We start from the raw sequence: 16285 nt of genomic DNA, 5'->3' as shown, positions 1-16285 counted from the left end.
TTCTTTTCCATATCGACCTCGCAAATCCCGCATACGAAAGGATGAACGAATTGGGCACAACAACTCGCAGATTGAAGAAACCCGCGCACGCGCTGATGGCTGGCTCGCTGCTTGTCGGTCTTCTGTCGCCGGCGATCGGCGGAAGCTCGGCTTCGGCCAACGGCACCGCTCCCGCAGGGGAGCTGGTCACGAATGAAGTACAGGCGGCAGCCGCTGCGCCAGGCGCCTCCGCCTTCACCGATTTCATCACGGTGGACGGCGATGCGCTGATGGAGGGCGATCAGCCGTTCCGTTTCGCTTCGCTCAACTATCCAGGCGGCATGCGCGATTCCGAATTCTCGCAGGAGGATGCAATCCGCACGATCGCCGCCATGGGCGGCAAAGTGACGCGGACGTACGTGCCGCCGGTCAAGCGGTACGATAACGCCAACGCGTCGTACGCCCTCGTGAAGGGGCCGGATGCCGAAGGCGTCATGCAGTTCAACGAAGAAGGCTTCCGCAAGCTGGATCATCTGCTGGCGCTGGCGAATCAGTACGGCGTGCGGCTCATCATTCCGTTCGTCGACCAATGGCAGTGGGAGGGCGGCATCGAGAGCTACGTCAACTTCCGCTATCCCGGCACGATCTCCAATGATGCGGCGAACGATCCGGATGCGTGGAAGTTCTATACGGATCCGACCGTCATCTCGGACTTCAAGCAGGTTATCCACTACATGATGAACCGCGTCAACACCATTACAGGCGTGAAGTACAAGGAAGACAAGTCGATTCTCGCCTGGGAGACGGGCAACGAGCTCGGCGGCTACAACCAGGATAAGTTCCCGCAATCGTGGACGACGGAGATCGCCCGTTACATCCAGGAGGAAGAGAACCCGAGCCAACTCCTGCTGGACGGCCGGTTCGCTGTCAATGCGGAATCGCTCGACGATCCGAACATCGACATCGTGGGCAATCATTTCTACACGGGCAATTTCATCGACAAAATCAATGCCGATCAGGCTTCCGCCGAAGGCAAGAAGCCGTATATTCTGGGCGAATTCGGTCTGTACACGACGGGTGAACCGGTCGATCAGCTGTACAACGCCGCCCTGCAGAACGGGACGGACGGCATCATGATTTGGTCGCTTCGCCCGCATAAGGACGACGGCGGTTTCTTCTGGCACGACGAGAACCCGGGCAACTGGGCGTCGTACCATTGGCCGGGCTTCGCATCGGGTAATTATTATGGCGAGAAGGACATCATCCGTACGGTTTATAAATACGCGCATTACATGAACACAGGGGATATTGGTAAAACAACGCCCGTGCCGCCGATTCCGGCGCCTGCGAACGCGCCGAAGTTGTTCCCGATCGAATCGGTCGCGGATATCCGATGGCTCGGCTCCGTCGGCGCCTCAGGCTACGAGGTGCAGCGTTCCGTCGACGGTGAGAATTGGGTGAGCGTGACGACGGATTTCTCCGATGGCGGACGCGCGGGGACGCCGACCTTCCATGACGAGAAGGCGATCACCGGGCAGACGTATCAATACCGCGTGCGCGGCGTCAATGAGTCCGGCGTCTCGGACTGGTCGAACATCGAGCTGACGACGGCCAAGCACGTCATTACCGACGAACTAAGCCTGCTGTACAGCGAGAAGGAGAAGCGGCGCACGTACGCGTACGATCATTCCTCGAACGTGCTGACCAGCTCGCCGGATGGCAACGAACGGGGCTATGGCTATAAGGCTTACGTATCGACGCCTGCGGCCGGCACGCTGACGTACGCGTCGCCCGTTCCGCTGTCCGAAGTCCGAATGACGTCGACAGGCACCGGCACGGTGAAATGGTTCGCGTCGGTGGACGGCCGACAGTATGCGGAAGTTCAGCCTGCGTCGGAGGATGGTCAGCTGGTCGCGAAGGAGCTGCCGGCGAATACAAGATACGTCAAATTCAGCATTCCGGGCGGCAACACGGTGCAGATCGACCGTATCCAGCTGATTTACAATTATGACGGTACCGGCTATGCCGACGTTCCGCCGCTCGTTCGGAGCGGGTTCATCAAGGATACGGCGTTCGCGGACGCGCCGGTCTTGCGCACGCCGAATTTGACGGTGAAGTCGATTCAAGCCGGCAATGATACGGTGAGCGCGCTGACCAAGCAGGGCAGCGGCGACGCGGAGCTTGTCTATAAGGCGGACGGAGACATTAACTCCTACCGCGTGACGACCTACGCGAATACGGCGGAGGATATCGCGTTCTACGCTTCAATCGACGGCGTGACGTATGCGAAAGCGGCGCCTACCATCAGCCGTACCGCCCTCTCCGGCGGATGGAGCCAGGTTCTCTATACGGATTTCGCCGTGCCGGCGGGCGCGCGTTACGTGAAGCTGGTCTATCCGGCAGCGGCAGGCGAACAGTCGCCTGCAGTGGCGCGCTTCGAGCTGGGTTACGGCAGCAGCATGATTCCGCCGACAGATAAGCCGCCGGTGAACGTGCTGGAGGACGGCGAATACGATTACGGCCAGAACGAGAGCATTCAGGCGAGATACGCGAAGGATGCGGCCGGCGGCGACATCGACCTCACGCTGCACGCGCTGGATACGCTGGTTGCGGCGAACGCGAAGAAAGGCACGAGCAGCATGCAGCTCGCGTACGATCTCGGCGCGAAAGACTTCGCCGGGTTGACGCGTCCGACCGGTCACGCCGACCTGTCCATGTTCGATGCGCTGCACGCGGTTGTCAAAGGCGACGGTTCGGGCAATGAACTGGCGATTCAGCTGACGACGGCTGACGGCAGCACATGGGAAGGCCGCAAGCTGCTTAACGGGACGAACGAGGAGACGATCGAGATCAAGCTGTCGGACTTCGTTCGCGCTAGCGGCGAGGCAGCGGAGCCGGATTGGCGCGATGTCACGGCGTTCGGAATGTATGTCGTCCGCGGCGAAGGCGCATCGTCCGCCAGCGGTACGATCACGCTCGACAACATCAAGTTGGCGAATGCCTCGAAGCTGGACGGCTTCGAAGGGTACGGCGGCTACAACGTGCTGCTGCAGAAAGCCTTCTCGCGCAACGCGGGCGGCGGCGCGTTCGCGGTCTCGCTCGATCCGGAGCACCGCTCTGAAGGAGGCTACGGCATGCGCGTGGACTACAATTTTGCCGGCCCCGGCTACGCGGGCGGCAGCTTCAACCCGGATTTCCTGAATCTGAAGGGCTATGACGGCTTCACGTTCTGGTTCCAGCCGGATGGCGCGGGCAATGAGCTGGCCATCCAGTTCACGGACGATGCCGGGAAGTACTGGGAGACGAAGGTTGTGTACAAAGGGAACGACGCACGGCTCATGTACGTGCCGTTCGACGCCTTCCGCCATCCGGGCTGGTACAGCCAGGATCAGACGGCAAGGCCGGACCCAAGCCGCAACATTACGGCATTCTCGCTGTATATTGGCGGAGGCGAAGGATCGCTCGCAAGCTCGGGTACGTTCTACATCGATGACATTAACGGAGCTAAGTTTATGGACGAACTCGGTGCTTCGACCGTCGCGATCGACAAATCGGCGCAGTCGGCTACCGCGCTGCCGATAACATTTCGAGGCACGGCGACCGGCGCGAAGTATGTCGCGATCCATGCCGGCAAGCTGCTGTTCCATGCACCGGTCAAGCCGGATGGCACGTGGACGTATGCGAGCGACAAGCTGCCGAACGGGGAGATCGCGATCAAAGCAGCGGTCGAGCTGTTCGACGGCACCGTGAAGAGTTCGGATACTCACACGCTGAACGTTAACGTGCCGAATAATCCGAACACCGGCGGCGAACCAGGACCGGTGCTGACCAACTATGTACAGAACCCAGGCTTCGAGGAGGCCGCAGACGCCGGCGCGTCGCCGCTTGCGCCGAAGCACTGGACGAACACGGACGCGTCAGGCGCGGAAGTAACAAGCGGCATTGCCAAGATCGAAGCGGTATCCCCGCGCTCGGGCACTTATCGTCTGGCGCATTGGAACGACGTCGCATACGAGGTAACGACCTCGCAGACGGCGCGTAATTTGCCAGACGGCATCTACGAGCTCCGTGCCTGGACGAAGAGCAAGGGCGGCCAGCAAATCGCCGAGATGACGGCGGCCGTGCCGGGCGGCGAGACGAAGAAGATCGACATTCCGGCCGGCGAAGGCACATGGGCGTACTTGAAACTGTCCGGTCTGACGGTTCGCGGCGGCGAGCTGACGCTCGGCTTCCACTCGAAGGATCTCGGCGGCAACTGGATCGCGGTCGAAGACGTGGAGCTGGTAAAGACGGGCGATATCAACTACGCGGCGAACGGCAGCTTTGACGAGCCGATCGACGCAGGCGTCTGGCCGATTTTGCCGAAGCAGTGGGTGAACAAGGATGCAGGCGGAGCGGATATCACCAATGGCATCGTGAAGCTGGAAGCGGCCAATACGCATTCCGGCGCCTACCGCCTGGTGCATTACCATGACGCGGCATATGAAGCGACGACATCGCAGACGGTGACGAATTTGCCGGACGGCTTCTACACGCTGAGCGCGTACACCAAGTCCAAGGGCGGGCAGGAGAAAGCCGAGCTGCAAGCAATCGTTGGAGAGACCGTCCGTTCGGCTGCCATTCCTGCAGGCGAAGGCGCTTGGGTAACAACGAGCTTGACGAATATCGAGGTTCGCGGCGGTACGCTTGGGATCGCGATTCACTCCAAGGACGCGGCAGGCAACAGCTGGATTTCCGTCGATGACGTGACGCTTACGCGGACCGGCAGCTTGGCGGATACGGCCGTCACCGGCGTAAGCTTGAACAAGAACGCGTTGACGCTGAACGTCGACGCCAGCGAACAATTGACGGCGACGATCGCCCCGGCGAATGCGACGAACCAAGGCCTGACGTGGAGCACGAGCGACGCGACCGTCGCGACCGTCGCGAACGGACTCGTCACCGCCAAGAAAGCGGGCACGGCGGTCATTACCGTCACGACGGCGGACGGCGGTAAGCAAGCTTCGGCGACGGTAACGGTCGTATCGCCGACGACCGGAGGCGGCTCGGGCCCAGTAGTTGCGCCGCCGGTCACAACGGACCCTAACCGCGTGGTAGAGGACGGAGCGATCCGTCTGAAAGCAGTCGGAACGGGTACTGAAGCGGTCGTCATATTGAAGACCGATGAGGTGAAGAAAGCGCTGGAGCAAGGCAAAGACAGCGTGCTGGCCATCAAGGTGGAGACGGGGGCTGACGCGAAGTCGCTCACGCTGCGCATTCCGGTTGGCGAATTCGCCAAAGAGACCGATGCGTTGGCGATTCGTATCGAGAGCGGATTCGGAGCGGTGACCGTGGCGCGCGATCTGTTCTTCCAAGCGCTCGCGGGCAGCGGAGCTTCGGAGCAGATGCTGGAGCTGACGATGAGGACGGCCGACCCGTCCGGCTTGCCGGCCGAAACGAAGGCGCAGCTCTCCGGCAGCACCGTGTACGATTACGCGCTGCGCGTCAACGGGCAGCCTGTGCGCGAGTTCGAGGGGCAGCCGGTTCAAGTGGCCATTCCATTCAAACTTCAAGAAGGGCAGAATCCGAACGCCGTTATCGTCTACTATGTCGATGAAGCAGGTAAGCTTACGGTCGTACCGGCAGCACACTATGACTCGACTTCCGGCCAAGCGATATTTGCGGCAGAGCACTTCAGCGGCTACGCGGCGGTGTACCGGGCGATCCAATTCACGGATGGGGAGCAGGCTCCTTGGGCTGCGGAATCGATCCAATTCCTTGCTGCTCGAGACCTCGTTCGCGGAATCGGCGACGGACGCTTCAACCCGGGCGGTTCGGTGACGCGGGCGGAGTTCGTGCAGATGCTCGTGAACGCGGCGGGATTCCAGGCCAAGGGAGCCGAAGCGGGAGCAGATGCCGGAGCGGTATTCTCGGATGTAGCCGAATCGGCTTGGTACTATGAATCCGTGGCGGCGGCCAAGCAGCTTGGTCTCGTGAAAGGCAGAACGGACGGCAGCTTCGGCGCGAACGAGCGGATCACGCGGCAGGAGATGGCGGTGCTGCTTCACCGCGCGGCGGTCGTGCTCGAAGTGAAGCTGGCACAGCCGGAGCATACGGCGGCATTCCTGGATGCTGACGCCATTAGCAGCTTTGCCCGTGAAGCGGCGCAAGCGGTGCAGGCAGCTGGCTTGATGCAAGGCGTAAGCGGCAAGTTCTTGCCGGATCAGACGGCAACGCGGGCCGAAAGCGCGGTCGTCGTGTATCGGTTGTTTCAATTGTTGAACGCATAATTAGACCAAACCGCCCTTCGCGAGATGCGAGGGGCGGTTTTTGGGTATTGGCGGCAGGTTGTGGGCTGGACGTCAGGGGTTAGCTTGCGGCCGTGGCCATCCAAGTGTATGAATGTTCGGCTGCGGCCGTAGTCGTCCAAGTGTATGAATGTTAACCTCCAGACGGCGAGAATCAACCCTCAACCGACGAATCGTCCGGCACGATTTGCTGCAAATGATGGTTGAGATGCGCCAAATAATCCGCGACGAGCCATGCCAGAGTTTGCGTATCGCCGTTTGGCAGTTGTACGGTTCGGGAAGCAGCATCGCCAGGAAGATGGACCAGCACGCGCACGATCGAGCGGTTCAAGCTCACCCACAGTGCGACGATATCGTCAATAGAGGCGTCCGCGTAATGCTGGGCCGCGACCCACTGGTCCTGGTTGTACGGTTGGAGCTGAACCGGCTCCGGCAGCTGCTGGACGTGCACGAATCGGGTCAGGTTATGAAGCGCCGAATCGCACAGGTGGCCGAGGATTTGCAGGCGCGACCATTTGCCGGGTTGAAGCGGGGCTGTCATCGCTTCGGCGGATAGATTCGCGATCGAAGCGGGTACTGAAGCAAGAAGTATTTCGAGCTGGTTAGCGGCGTGTAATGGCATAGCGTTCGCTCCTGTCAGTCAGGGATTTCAATATCGATGCTTGCAGAATAGCACGAAGCGGAGCTTACGTGTTATCGAGAGATTTCGATGCGAATGATCAGTCATCTCGATACTTGCGGCATTCGACCTGGTATAGGCAGCGAAGGCTTGCTTGTTGTCTCTCGTGTAAAAAGCTGTTAATTTGGTTGGAGGGAAGCGCGTCATCGTGTTACGTATTTGGAATGCACGAAATGACAAAGCCAAGGACAGGGCCGGATCGGCCATACGGATGGCTTAGCGAAACTATCAAGTGAGGGTGGACTGGCGTATGAATGCACGTGTACTCATCCTCGCCCTGCTCGTGCTAGCAGTGGGGTGCAGCAATGGAGAGAACGCGCCGGAACCGGCAGCCGTGCCGAATACTGGCGTTGCCAATACGGAGGAGACTTTACCGGCGAACGATGCTTCGCCTTCGGACAACGACGCGGAGCAGGAGGCTCCGTCGAACGATGCCAATTCGATCGGCGGCAATACGGGGCAAGTCGTACCGTCCGACGATCAGCCGAGCGCACAGCCTGCGCAAGCTTCGGACGCCATCGTCGGGGAAAAGGTGAAGGAGCAGTCTTTCCCGGTCGAGTTCGAGCTGGCGGGCAAGTCGGAATTTATCACGACCGAGGAGGATGTGGATGGCAGGCCGCAATTTCATTTTTACGTCAAGAAAGCGGATGCGGTGACCGAACTCGACTATGAAGCGGAGTCTCCCAGGGCCAATTATAGCGTCGCTGCCGTAGCCTTTCGAGATGTGAACGGCGACGGGAGCAAGGACATCATCATCCTGCTGGAGTACGTGACCGGAGCGGGCCAGATGGGCGCCGTGCCCGTATCGCAGTTGCTAATTTATAGGCAGACGAAATCTGGATTCGTCCACGACCCGGGGCTGGTGCAGAAAGCAAAGGCAGGCGTGCCATACCGGTTTTTATCGATTCAGGACGTCATGACGGGCTTGGCAATCGCGCCGGCCGATAGCATACCGAGTGCGTGGCAGAAGTTGAAGCCCGGCCGTTACGAGCTGGAGGGTTCGACCGAGCTGCAGGCGTCCACGTTGACCATCGAGAAGGCTACCGGCAATCGGCTGCAATTCCGGCTCGATGCGATCTATGCGGCAGACGAAGAGGCGGCCGAGCAGGGCGGCGTCAATATCGGCAACATCGAATCGGGCGAAGCGGTAGTGGCCGAGGCAGATATGGTTTTCCGCGATGGCGATTTCGAGCTGACGATTTCCTTGATCGCCAACAACAAGCTGTATGTCAGGGACAACGGCGTCAGTTACTTTGGACATAACGTGTGGGTGAACGGGGTGTATGAACAGCAGCAATGATTGCTTGGTCGCTCAACCTGTCGGCATCTCCATGGAATGCGAATAAGGCAACCGCTTCGAGGCGGCTGCCTTATTCGTCATGAGGGGCCTAATTAATCCCATACTTTGGGACGAGGCAGGCCGGCGGTTCGCATATAGTCCAGCAGCTGGCCGGCATGGACCGATTCATGGTAGGCAATTCGCAGGAGCATGTCGCCTAATGAGCGGACGTATCCGACGTCGCTGCGATCGATCTGAACGTGGGACAAATCCGCTTCGGTATAGCGCTTGACGGTCTCCATGAAGGCTGCCCGATAGGGCTGCGAGAAAGCGAGCTCTTCATCGAGCGTCGTGAAAGCGCGCTGGTCATAGGGCGAATCATATTCGGTGAGACTTCCTTTATTCAACAAGGCCAGGTGGTAATAATGTTCGCCATCGAGCACGTGTCGGATCATTGCTTGCATGCTCATGGCATCCGGGTCCGGCTTCCAGTCCATAAATTCGAGCGGGATGCTATTCCATATGATAAAGCTTCTGCGTCTTACTTCTTCTAAGTTCCATACGATGGCTTCAACGGTTTGCATGAGGATGTTCCTTTCTATAATGAGGTCTAGTCATTATATCAGAACTTATGTTCGCGTTAACCCTTTGGCCCATCAAAGAAGAACGCGAGGCAAGGATGATCTTACGGTTAGCCTGTACATATCCAATACCGGCATGTTCCGGCATCTGTGCCAGCCAGTCTGCCGTCGTTATGCTCGATAATTTTGCGGGAGGCCCAATTGTCCGCGTTGCACGTCAATAGCGCATCTTCAATGCCTAGTTTCGAAGCTTCTTGCACCAGGAGGCCGAGCATTAGCTTGCCGTATCCCATTCCCCGGAGGGAAGGGCGGATAACATAGCCGATATGGCCGCCATGGCGTTTCAGTTGGTCGTTTAGCCGATGTCTAATTTTTCCGTACCCCGCAGAGTAGCCGTCGATAAGGAGCAAATAGGTCGTCTGCGGGACAAGGTTAGGCGCAAGATTGGAGCCTGCGGACATGTCGATGTAGCTCTTCAGCTTGGATTCGAATTCACTGTACTGACCGGCGTATAAGCCGTTAACGAACCCGTTCTCGCCGGGTCCGATCTCAAGCGCGAGTTGATAGAGCTCCGGGCCATCTCCGAAAGCAATGGGTCTGAGTTCAATCACGACCTGATACTCCTCCTTTATTCCCTGCACCCCATAGCAGCAGCAGTCTCTCGCCTTCCGTACGCATACGCACCTCGTTCCAAATAAAAACCTTCGCTTCTGCCAAAGTCCCCGGCCGATACCCCGGACCATCCCACCCGCACGAATGATACGTGTATCCGTGTTGGTACAACAATTCAACTTTTTTCCATTGTTTCAAATCCGTCTGTTTCGGTGCTTGAAAGTCATGGCCCATATCCTTCATCGTCTGGCCGCATTTCGCACACCGGTATTGCCGGTGCTCGATATCGCGTAGCGGCACATGGCGTCCCCTTCTTTCGGCATGCATAACTTTATTTTACAAGCAAATTCCGTACCCGAAAAGAGTCATCCTCCGAAGGCACGCGGGTCGCCCACGTTTAAGCTATGAGTGGGGCACTTGCTTTTACCTAAGATTTCAACATGTTGAATTAAATATTTTTGAATTTAGTTAAAATATGTTGAACAATAAGTTTCAGCATGTTAAAATCGTTTCTGTAAGCGATATCAATACACATCATGCCTTAAGGGGGATTCATGCAATGAAGAAGTTCGGTTTAGTGCTGGTCACGGTCTTCATGATGGTCGCGCTTCTCGCCGCTTGCGGCAGCAACAACGGGGGCAATGCCGGTAACGCGGGCAAAACCAACAACGCCGGGGCCGACAATTCGGGCGGCAGCACAGGCGGCAACGCCGGTGGCAATGCAGGCGCGTCGAACGACGGCAATACGGCTGGCGGAGACATTAGCGGCACAATCACGTTCCTGACGAACCGCACGGACATGGTCGACAAGGAATACGTCGATTACGCCAAACGTTTCAAAGAGAAATACCCGAATGCGGACGTGAAGTTCGAGGCAGTCACCGATCTCGACAAAACGACGAAGATCCGCATCGCCTCCGGCGAGTTCCCGGACGTCGTGCTTGTCCCGACGCTGCCGAACAGCGACCTGCCGAAATATTTCGCGCCGCTCGACGATCTCGGCCTGAACGACCGCATCTACTTCAAGGACTACAAGTCGTTCGAAGGCAAAGTATACGGCATCTCCGCGGGCGGCAGCACGACGGGCATCGTGTACAACAAGAAAGCGTTCGCCGATGCGGGCATTACCGCGGTTCCGACGACGCTGGACGAGTTCTATGCGGCTGCCGAGAAGCTGAAAGCCAAAGGCATCGTGCCGCTCGCTTCCAACTTCAAGGACCAATGGACGCTCTATCCGTGGGCATCCGAGCTGCCATCTTCGATCGCCGGCAACGCGAACTTGAACAACGAGCGCGTGAACAGCGACACCCCGTACACGCTGGATAACCCGTACGGCCAAGCGATGACGATCGTTCGCACGATGTACGAGAAAGGCTACCTCGAGCCGGACGTCAACTCGACGAACTGGGAGCAGTCCAAGAAAGACATCGCCAGCGGCAAATTCGCGATGTACCTGCTCGGCAACTGGGTTATCCCGCAAGTTATCGAAAGCGGCACGACGAGCGACAATGTTGGTTTCTTCCCGATGCCGTACGACAACTCGGGCAAAGTGAACGTGGCGCTCGCGCCAGACTGGGGTTACGGCGTCAACAAGGACAGCAAGAATCTCGCCACGGCGAAAGCATTCGTCAAATGGATGATCGAAGAGTCCGGCTTCGACGACTTCGCGGGCTTCATCCCGGTCTTGAAGGATAAAGAAGCGAAGGTCGCGCAGCTTTCCGAATTCAACAGCTTCAACCCGAATTACATCGAAGCGGTATCGGACTCGGCAGAAACGACGGAAGTGGTGAACAAGGCTCAGATCGTCAAGGAAGCGCTCGTGCAGGAGTTCGTGCTGGCGAAGGATCCGCAATCGATTCTGGACAAGTACAACAAGCAATGGGCGAAAGCAAAGAAAGCCGTTCTTAAATAGGCCGTTCAAAAAGACGCCAATTGATCACGAAGCAGATCAAGGAGCGGTTCGGCATCGAATCTGGCGTTCAGGCTTGAAGTCCGGTGCTCATTTAGGTTTGCCTAAACTCCGCTCCTCCTTCTTCGCCCTTCACGCAACCTTCTCGGTGCTGAATGGTCGCCTTTTTGAACATGAACTTAAATAGGTCGTTCAAAAAGACGCCGATAGATCTTGCGAAGCAGATCCAGGAGTGGTTCGGCATCGAATCTGGCGTTCAGGCTTTGATGTCCGGTGCTGAATGGTCGCCTTTTTGAACACGCGCTTAAATAAGCACTCGGCGTTTGGGACCAGGCGGGTTATCTTGGGACGGGATAGCCCGCTTTTTCTCTGGAATGAAACGCGCAGCGCCCCTATAGGGTGGCGCTAACCGCTTCATCTTGCCAAACGAAAACCGAGGCGGAAATGGAGTGGAACCATGGGAAGCATCTCGTACAACGCGCAGCGCAAGCTGATTCTGATCGGATTTATGGCGATCCCGCTGCTGCTGCTTGGTCTTTTAACCTACTATCCCGCAATTAAGCTGGTCTATTTGAGCTTCACCGATTGGGACGGCATCAGCTCCGATAGCATGTGGCTAGGCTTTGAGAATTACAAGGAGATTTTCACGAACCCCGACTTATTCGGCGTCTTTCTTCATCAGATTCCTTACGCGCTAACCGGCATTATCCAGAATATCGTGGCGATTCTATTCGCGGTCATTTTGAATTCCAAACTAAGGGGACGGAATTTCTTCCGCGTGCTGCTGTTTCTTCCGTTCATTATGAACGCCGTCGCGGTGGCTTTCATGTTCCAATATGTGCTCGATACGACGAACGGCTCGCTGAACGGACTGCTCGGGGCGCTCGGCCTCTCGTCCTTGCAGCAAAGCTGGCTCGGCAACGCTTCTCTAGTCAACTACTCGCTGGCTTCCATCGGATTCTGGCGGTTTATGGGGTATAACATGGTCATCTATTTGGCGGCGCTCCAGGCGATTCCGGGCGATATGTACGAGGCGGCCAGGATCGACGGCGCAGGCCGGTTCCAGACGCTGTGGTACATGACGCTGCCGAACCTGACGAAGATCATTCAGCTCAATATGTTCTTGACGATCAGCGGCGCGCTTGCCGTGTTCGACCTGCCGTTCGTCCTGACGAAAGGCGGCCCGGCCGGCGCGAGCGAGACGTTCCTGCTCAAGACGATCGAGACGGCCTTCCAGTTCAACAACTTCGGACTGGCGTCCGCGATGAGCGTCGTCCTGCTGCTGCTGACGATCGTCGTGCTCGGTATCCAGAATGCGGTCATCAACCGCAGAGGAGGGGAGTAACCATGACGACCAAACGTTACGATCCGGTCCAAACGATCAAGTACTTGTTCCTGCTGCTCGGCGCCTTCGTCGTGCTGTTCCCGCCCTACGTGGTGCTGGTGAACGCGTTCAAGCGGGAGGACGAGGGCGGCAGCCCGTTCGCCCTGCCGGCCAGCTTCTTGAATATGGATAATTTCCGCACCGTGTTCGAACGCGCCGACCTTGGGCATGCGTTCCTGAACACGCTCGTCATCATTATCGCCTCCCTGATCGGCAACATCATCCTGGGTACGATGGTTGCGTTCGCGCTCGGTCGGATCGAATTCCGAGGGAAGGGTGTCATTCTCGGCGCGTTCCTGTTCGCGACGCTTATCCCGACGATTACGACGCAGGTCGTCGTCTTTTCCCTGCTGCAGGATTTGGGGCTGTACAACACGCTCGGCGCGCCGATTCTGCTGTTCGTCGGCGCCGACGTCGTGCAGATCTACATCTACCTGCAATTCATCAAGAATATCCCGGAGGAGCTGGACGAAAGCGCGATGATGGACGGCGCGAGCCTGTTCCGCATCTATCGGACGGTCATCTTCCCGCTGCTCGGCCCGGCGACGGCGACGCTCGTCATTCTGAAGACGATCAACATCTACAACGAGCTGTACATCCCATTCCTGTATATGCCGAAGACCGAGCTGGTCGTCGTCTCGACCTCGATCATGCGCTTCGCGGGCAACAATCAGGCGCAATGGGGCAATATTTGCGCGGCGATCCTGCTCATCATGATTCCGACGGTCGTCATGTATTTGTTCCTGCAGAAGTATATTTTCTCCGGCGTGACGAGCGGCGCGGTCAAAGGATAGACTGCTGGCTATCTTGAGATAACGCGGAAGAAGGAGCGGTTAGGATGACAACGATGAACGCCATGGAATGGAATCTTGGCGGAGACGGCTGGGAGCTGAAAGGCTTCTGGCCCTGGGTGCCCTTGAAGGGCACGAGCATGGAGATCGGCAACGAGCTGATGGGCGTGACCGACTGGATGCCGGCGACGGTGCCAGGCGGCGTCCACCACGATCTGTACCGGGCTGGCTTGCTGGCGAATCCATATCGGGACCTGAACAGTCTGCACGCCGAATGGGTGGAGAACCGCTGGTGGGTGTACCGCAAAAGGTTCCAAGCGCCGGTGCACGCAGGCGTAACAATGCAGCTGATCTGCCGCGGACTGGATTACGAGGCGATGGTGTATTGGAACGGCGTTCTGCTCGGCGAGCACAAAGGGATGTATGAAGCGGCCGCCTTCGATGTGACGGACCATTACCGGGCCGAAGAGGATGTCGAGCTGCTCGTCGTCTTCAAACAAGCACCGGATGAAATGGGCCAAATTGGCCGGACGAGCGAGACGTTCACGCAGAAGAGCCGGTTCAACTATAAATGGGATTTCTCGACGCGTCTAGTGAACGTGGGCATCTGGGACGATATCGTGCTCGCGGCCAAAGGAGCGTATTCGCTGGGCGAGCTGTCGGTGACGACCGATGTTCGCGACGGGGCGGGCTTAATCCGGGTGGAAGCGGCAATCGAGAGGAACGGGAATCGCGGCATTGGTTCTGCGGTCGGCACGGAGGAGACGCGCAGCGAGACTCCGCGCGATGCCGCCGGCAGCGGGGCCAAGCAGAGCGATACGGAAGCCGGCTCCATCGTGCTCATCGTGAAGCTGTACGATCCGGATGGCAGGCTCGCGCAAACGAAACGGATTGCACCGAATGACGCGGGGCTTGCGGCCTGCACGCTCGAGGTTGAATCGCCGCGGCTGTGGTATCCGAGCGGTTATGGCGATCAGCCGCTCTACCGGGTGGAGCTGATCATGGCGGATGACGCCGGCGAATATGATTCGCGCTCGCTGCGAACAGGCATCCGCAGGCTCGAATACATCCAGAACGAAGAGAGTCCGGTTGATGCGCTGCCGTACACCTTTGTCGTGAACGGACGGAAGATTTACGTCAAAGGCGCGAACTTGACGCCGCTCGATCACCTTTACGGGAACGTGGCGGGCGAGCGATACGACTGGATGGTCCGGCTGGCGCAAGCGGGGAACTTGAATCTGCTGCGGATCTGGGGCGGCGGCATTATCGAGAAGAAGGCGCTGTACGACTTGTGCGACGAGCTCGGCATTCTGGTCTGGCAGGAGTTTATTCAGTCCAGCTCCGGCATCGACAACGAGCCTTCCAAGCGTCCTGAATTTCTGCCGCTGCTGGCGTGCAATGCGGCGGCAGCGCTGAAGGACCGCCGCAACCATGTGAGTCTGACCGTATGGAGCGGCGGCAACGAGCTGATGAGCGCGCCGAACGTGCCATCCACGTTCGCTGACGAGAACCTGGCGATGCTGCGCGAGCTCGTGCGGCTGCATGATTCGGGGCGGTTGTTCTTGCCGACGTCAGCATCGGGGCCAGTCCAGTATATTACGGAGGAGCGCGGCGTCAGCCATGATGTCCATGGCCATTGGAAGTACATGGGCAACCCGGATCACTACCGGATCTATGGCCAAGCCGATCATCTGTTCCACAGCGAATTCGGCGTCGACGGGCTGAGCGGGGTGAAGAGCATCCGGAAGTTCATCGGGGAGGCGCACCGGAAGCCCGTGCCGATGAAAGATAGCCTCGTCTGGCGGCATCACGGCGAGTGGTGGGATACATTCGACCGCGATACGTCGTTGTTCGGACCGATGACGGCGCTCGCGCAGTTCGCCGATTGCAGCCAATGGATTCAGGCAGAGGGGCTTCGTTATATTCTGGACGCCAATCGGCGGCGGAAGTTCAATAATAGCGGCAGCATCATCTGGCAGCTGAACGAGCCTTGGCCGAACGTGACGTGCACGAACTTGGTCGATTACTACATGGAGCCGAAGATGGCGTATTACTGGGTGCGCGAAGCGTTCCAAAGCAGACGGGCGAGCCTGGATTACGCCCGGCTCGATTGGTCGGCAGGCGAGACGATAAGTCTGCCGGTCTATGCCGCTACGGACGGCGAGTCCGCGGATTGTCTTGTCTGCGCCGAGGTGGTGGACAGCGCGGGCGCGATTCTGCATGGCCAAGCGTTCCAAGGATGCACGTCAGCGGACAAGACGCTGCTGCTGGGCAGCTTATCCTTCCAGGCGCCAGAGACGGCTGACGGGCTGTTCTACGTTCGGCTTACACTCGCGGTGAACGGCGAAGAGGCGTCCGGACCGAGTGCGCCATATATTTTCTCGACGCGACCGGATCCGATTTTTGCTCCGGCGCTGGCGATTGCCGGCGGCAAACTCGAGGCGGAAGCTTTGGGCGAGTGGGTACCCGAGACCGGCAATGATGACATCGCGGATGATTCCGTGCTGACACGCGAGTATGTCGTCAAGAACACGGGCGATCGCGTTCTTCTCCACGTCTATCCGACGGAGCGCACGGACCTCTACTGGACGATGGCGAGCGATGCCTATTTCTCGCTGTTCCCAGGGGAGGAGCGGGTCGTGCGCGTCACCTGCAGGAAACGAACAGGCGAGCTGTTCGCGGACGCGTCGAGCGATGACGCGCACGCGCTAGATGCGCAGGAGCGGCCTCATATCGATTTTCACTATTTCAACGCGGCTGCGGCGGCGAATACGTATCCATAAA

Annotated in this window: 9 protein-coding genes; 6 read left to right on the top strand and 3 right to left on the bottom strand. The window is 58.4% G+C overall.

Translation table 11 applies throughout. The annotated features are described in order from the left end of the window. Positions 1–50: 50 nt before the first annotated feature. Positions 51–6248 carry an S-layer homology domain-containing protein gene (locus ACFFSY_RS26150; protein WP_377499706.1) on the top strand — a complete coding sequence of 2066 codons (6198 nt, stop codon included), beginning with the start codon at positions 51–53 and terminating at the stop codon, positions 6246–6248. A 172-nt stretch (positions 6249–6420) separates the two neighbouring features. Here ACFFSY_RS26150 and ACFFSY_RS26145 read toward each other — a convergent pair whose 3' ends face one another. Continuing rightward, positions 6421–6888 (bottom strand): DinB family protein, encoded by a 468-nt coding sequence (locus ACFFSY_RS26145; protein ID WP_377499704.1) that lies wholly within the window; start codon positions 6886–6888, stop codon positions 6421–6423. A 307-nt stretch (positions 6889–7195) separates the two neighbouring features. Between ACFFSY_RS26145 and ACFFSY_RS26140 the strand changes: the two genes are divergently transcribed. After that, a complete protein-coding gene (locus tag ACFFSY_RS26140) occupies positions 7196–8245 on the top strand; it encodes a hypothetical protein (protein WP_377499703.1) in 1050 nt (349 codons plus the stop codon). A 92-nt stretch (positions 8246–8337) separates the two neighbouring features. On the opposite strand, the gene ACFFSY_RS26135 is transcribed toward ACFFSY_RS26140, so the two are convergent. Beyond that, the gene (locus ACFFSY_RS26135; RefSeq protein ID WP_377499701.1) at positions 8338–8808 is read right to left on the bottom strand and encodes a DinB family protein; all 471 of its coding nucleotides are present in this window, start codon (positions 8806–8808) and stop codon (positions 8338–8340) included. Positions 8809–8915: 107 nt separating this feature from the next. Further along, positions 8916–9416: a GNAT family N-acetyltransferase gene (locus ACFFSY_RS26130; protein ID WP_377499699.1), complete on the bottom strand. Its 501-nt coding sequence runs from the start codon at positions 9414–9416 to the stop codon at positions 8916–8918. 560 nt (positions 9417–9976) lie between these two features. Here ACFFSY_RS26130 and ACFFSY_RS26125 point away from each other — a divergent pair. The 4 genes from ACFFSY_RS26125 to ACFFSY_RS26110 all read left to right on the top strand — a co-directional run bounded on the left by ACFFSY_RS26125 (position 9977) and on the right by ACFFSY_RS26110 (position 16284). Further along, a complete protein-coding gene (locus ACFFSY_RS26125) occupies positions 9977–11329 on the top strand; it encodes an ABC transporter substrate-binding protein (RefSeq protein ID WP_377499697.1) in 1353 nt (450 codons plus the stop codon). A 454-nt stretch (positions 11330–11783) separates the two neighbouring features. Continuing rightward, on the top strand, positions 11784–12671 hold the full coding sequence (locus tag ACFFSY_RS26120; protein ID WP_377499695.1) for a carbohydrate ABC transporter permease: 888 nt from the start codon (positions 11784–11786) through the stop codon (positions 12669–12671). Positions 12672–12673: 2 nt separating this feature from the next. After that, entirely contained in the window at positions 12674–13504 is an 831-nt protein-coding gene (locus tag ACFFSY_RS26115; RefSeq protein ID WP_377499693.1) for a carbohydrate ABC transporter permease, read from the top strand. 44 nt (positions 13505–13548) lie between these two features. After that, entirely contained in the window at positions 13549–16284 is a 2736-nt protein-coding gene (locus ACFFSY_RS26110) for a glycoside hydrolase family 2 protein (RefSeq protein WP_377499691.1), read from the top strand. The last annotated feature ends 1 nt before the right edge of the window (position 16285 follow it).

It is taken from the genome of Paenibacillus aurantiacus, assembly GCF_042431225.1.
Lineage (GTDB): Bacteria > Bacillota > Bacilli > Paenibacillales > Paenibacillaceae > Paenibacillus_Z > Paenibacillus_Z aurantiacus.
The sequence above is the reverse complement of the archived record's forward strand: the minus strand, read 5'-3'. Positions and strand labels throughout refer to the sequence as shown.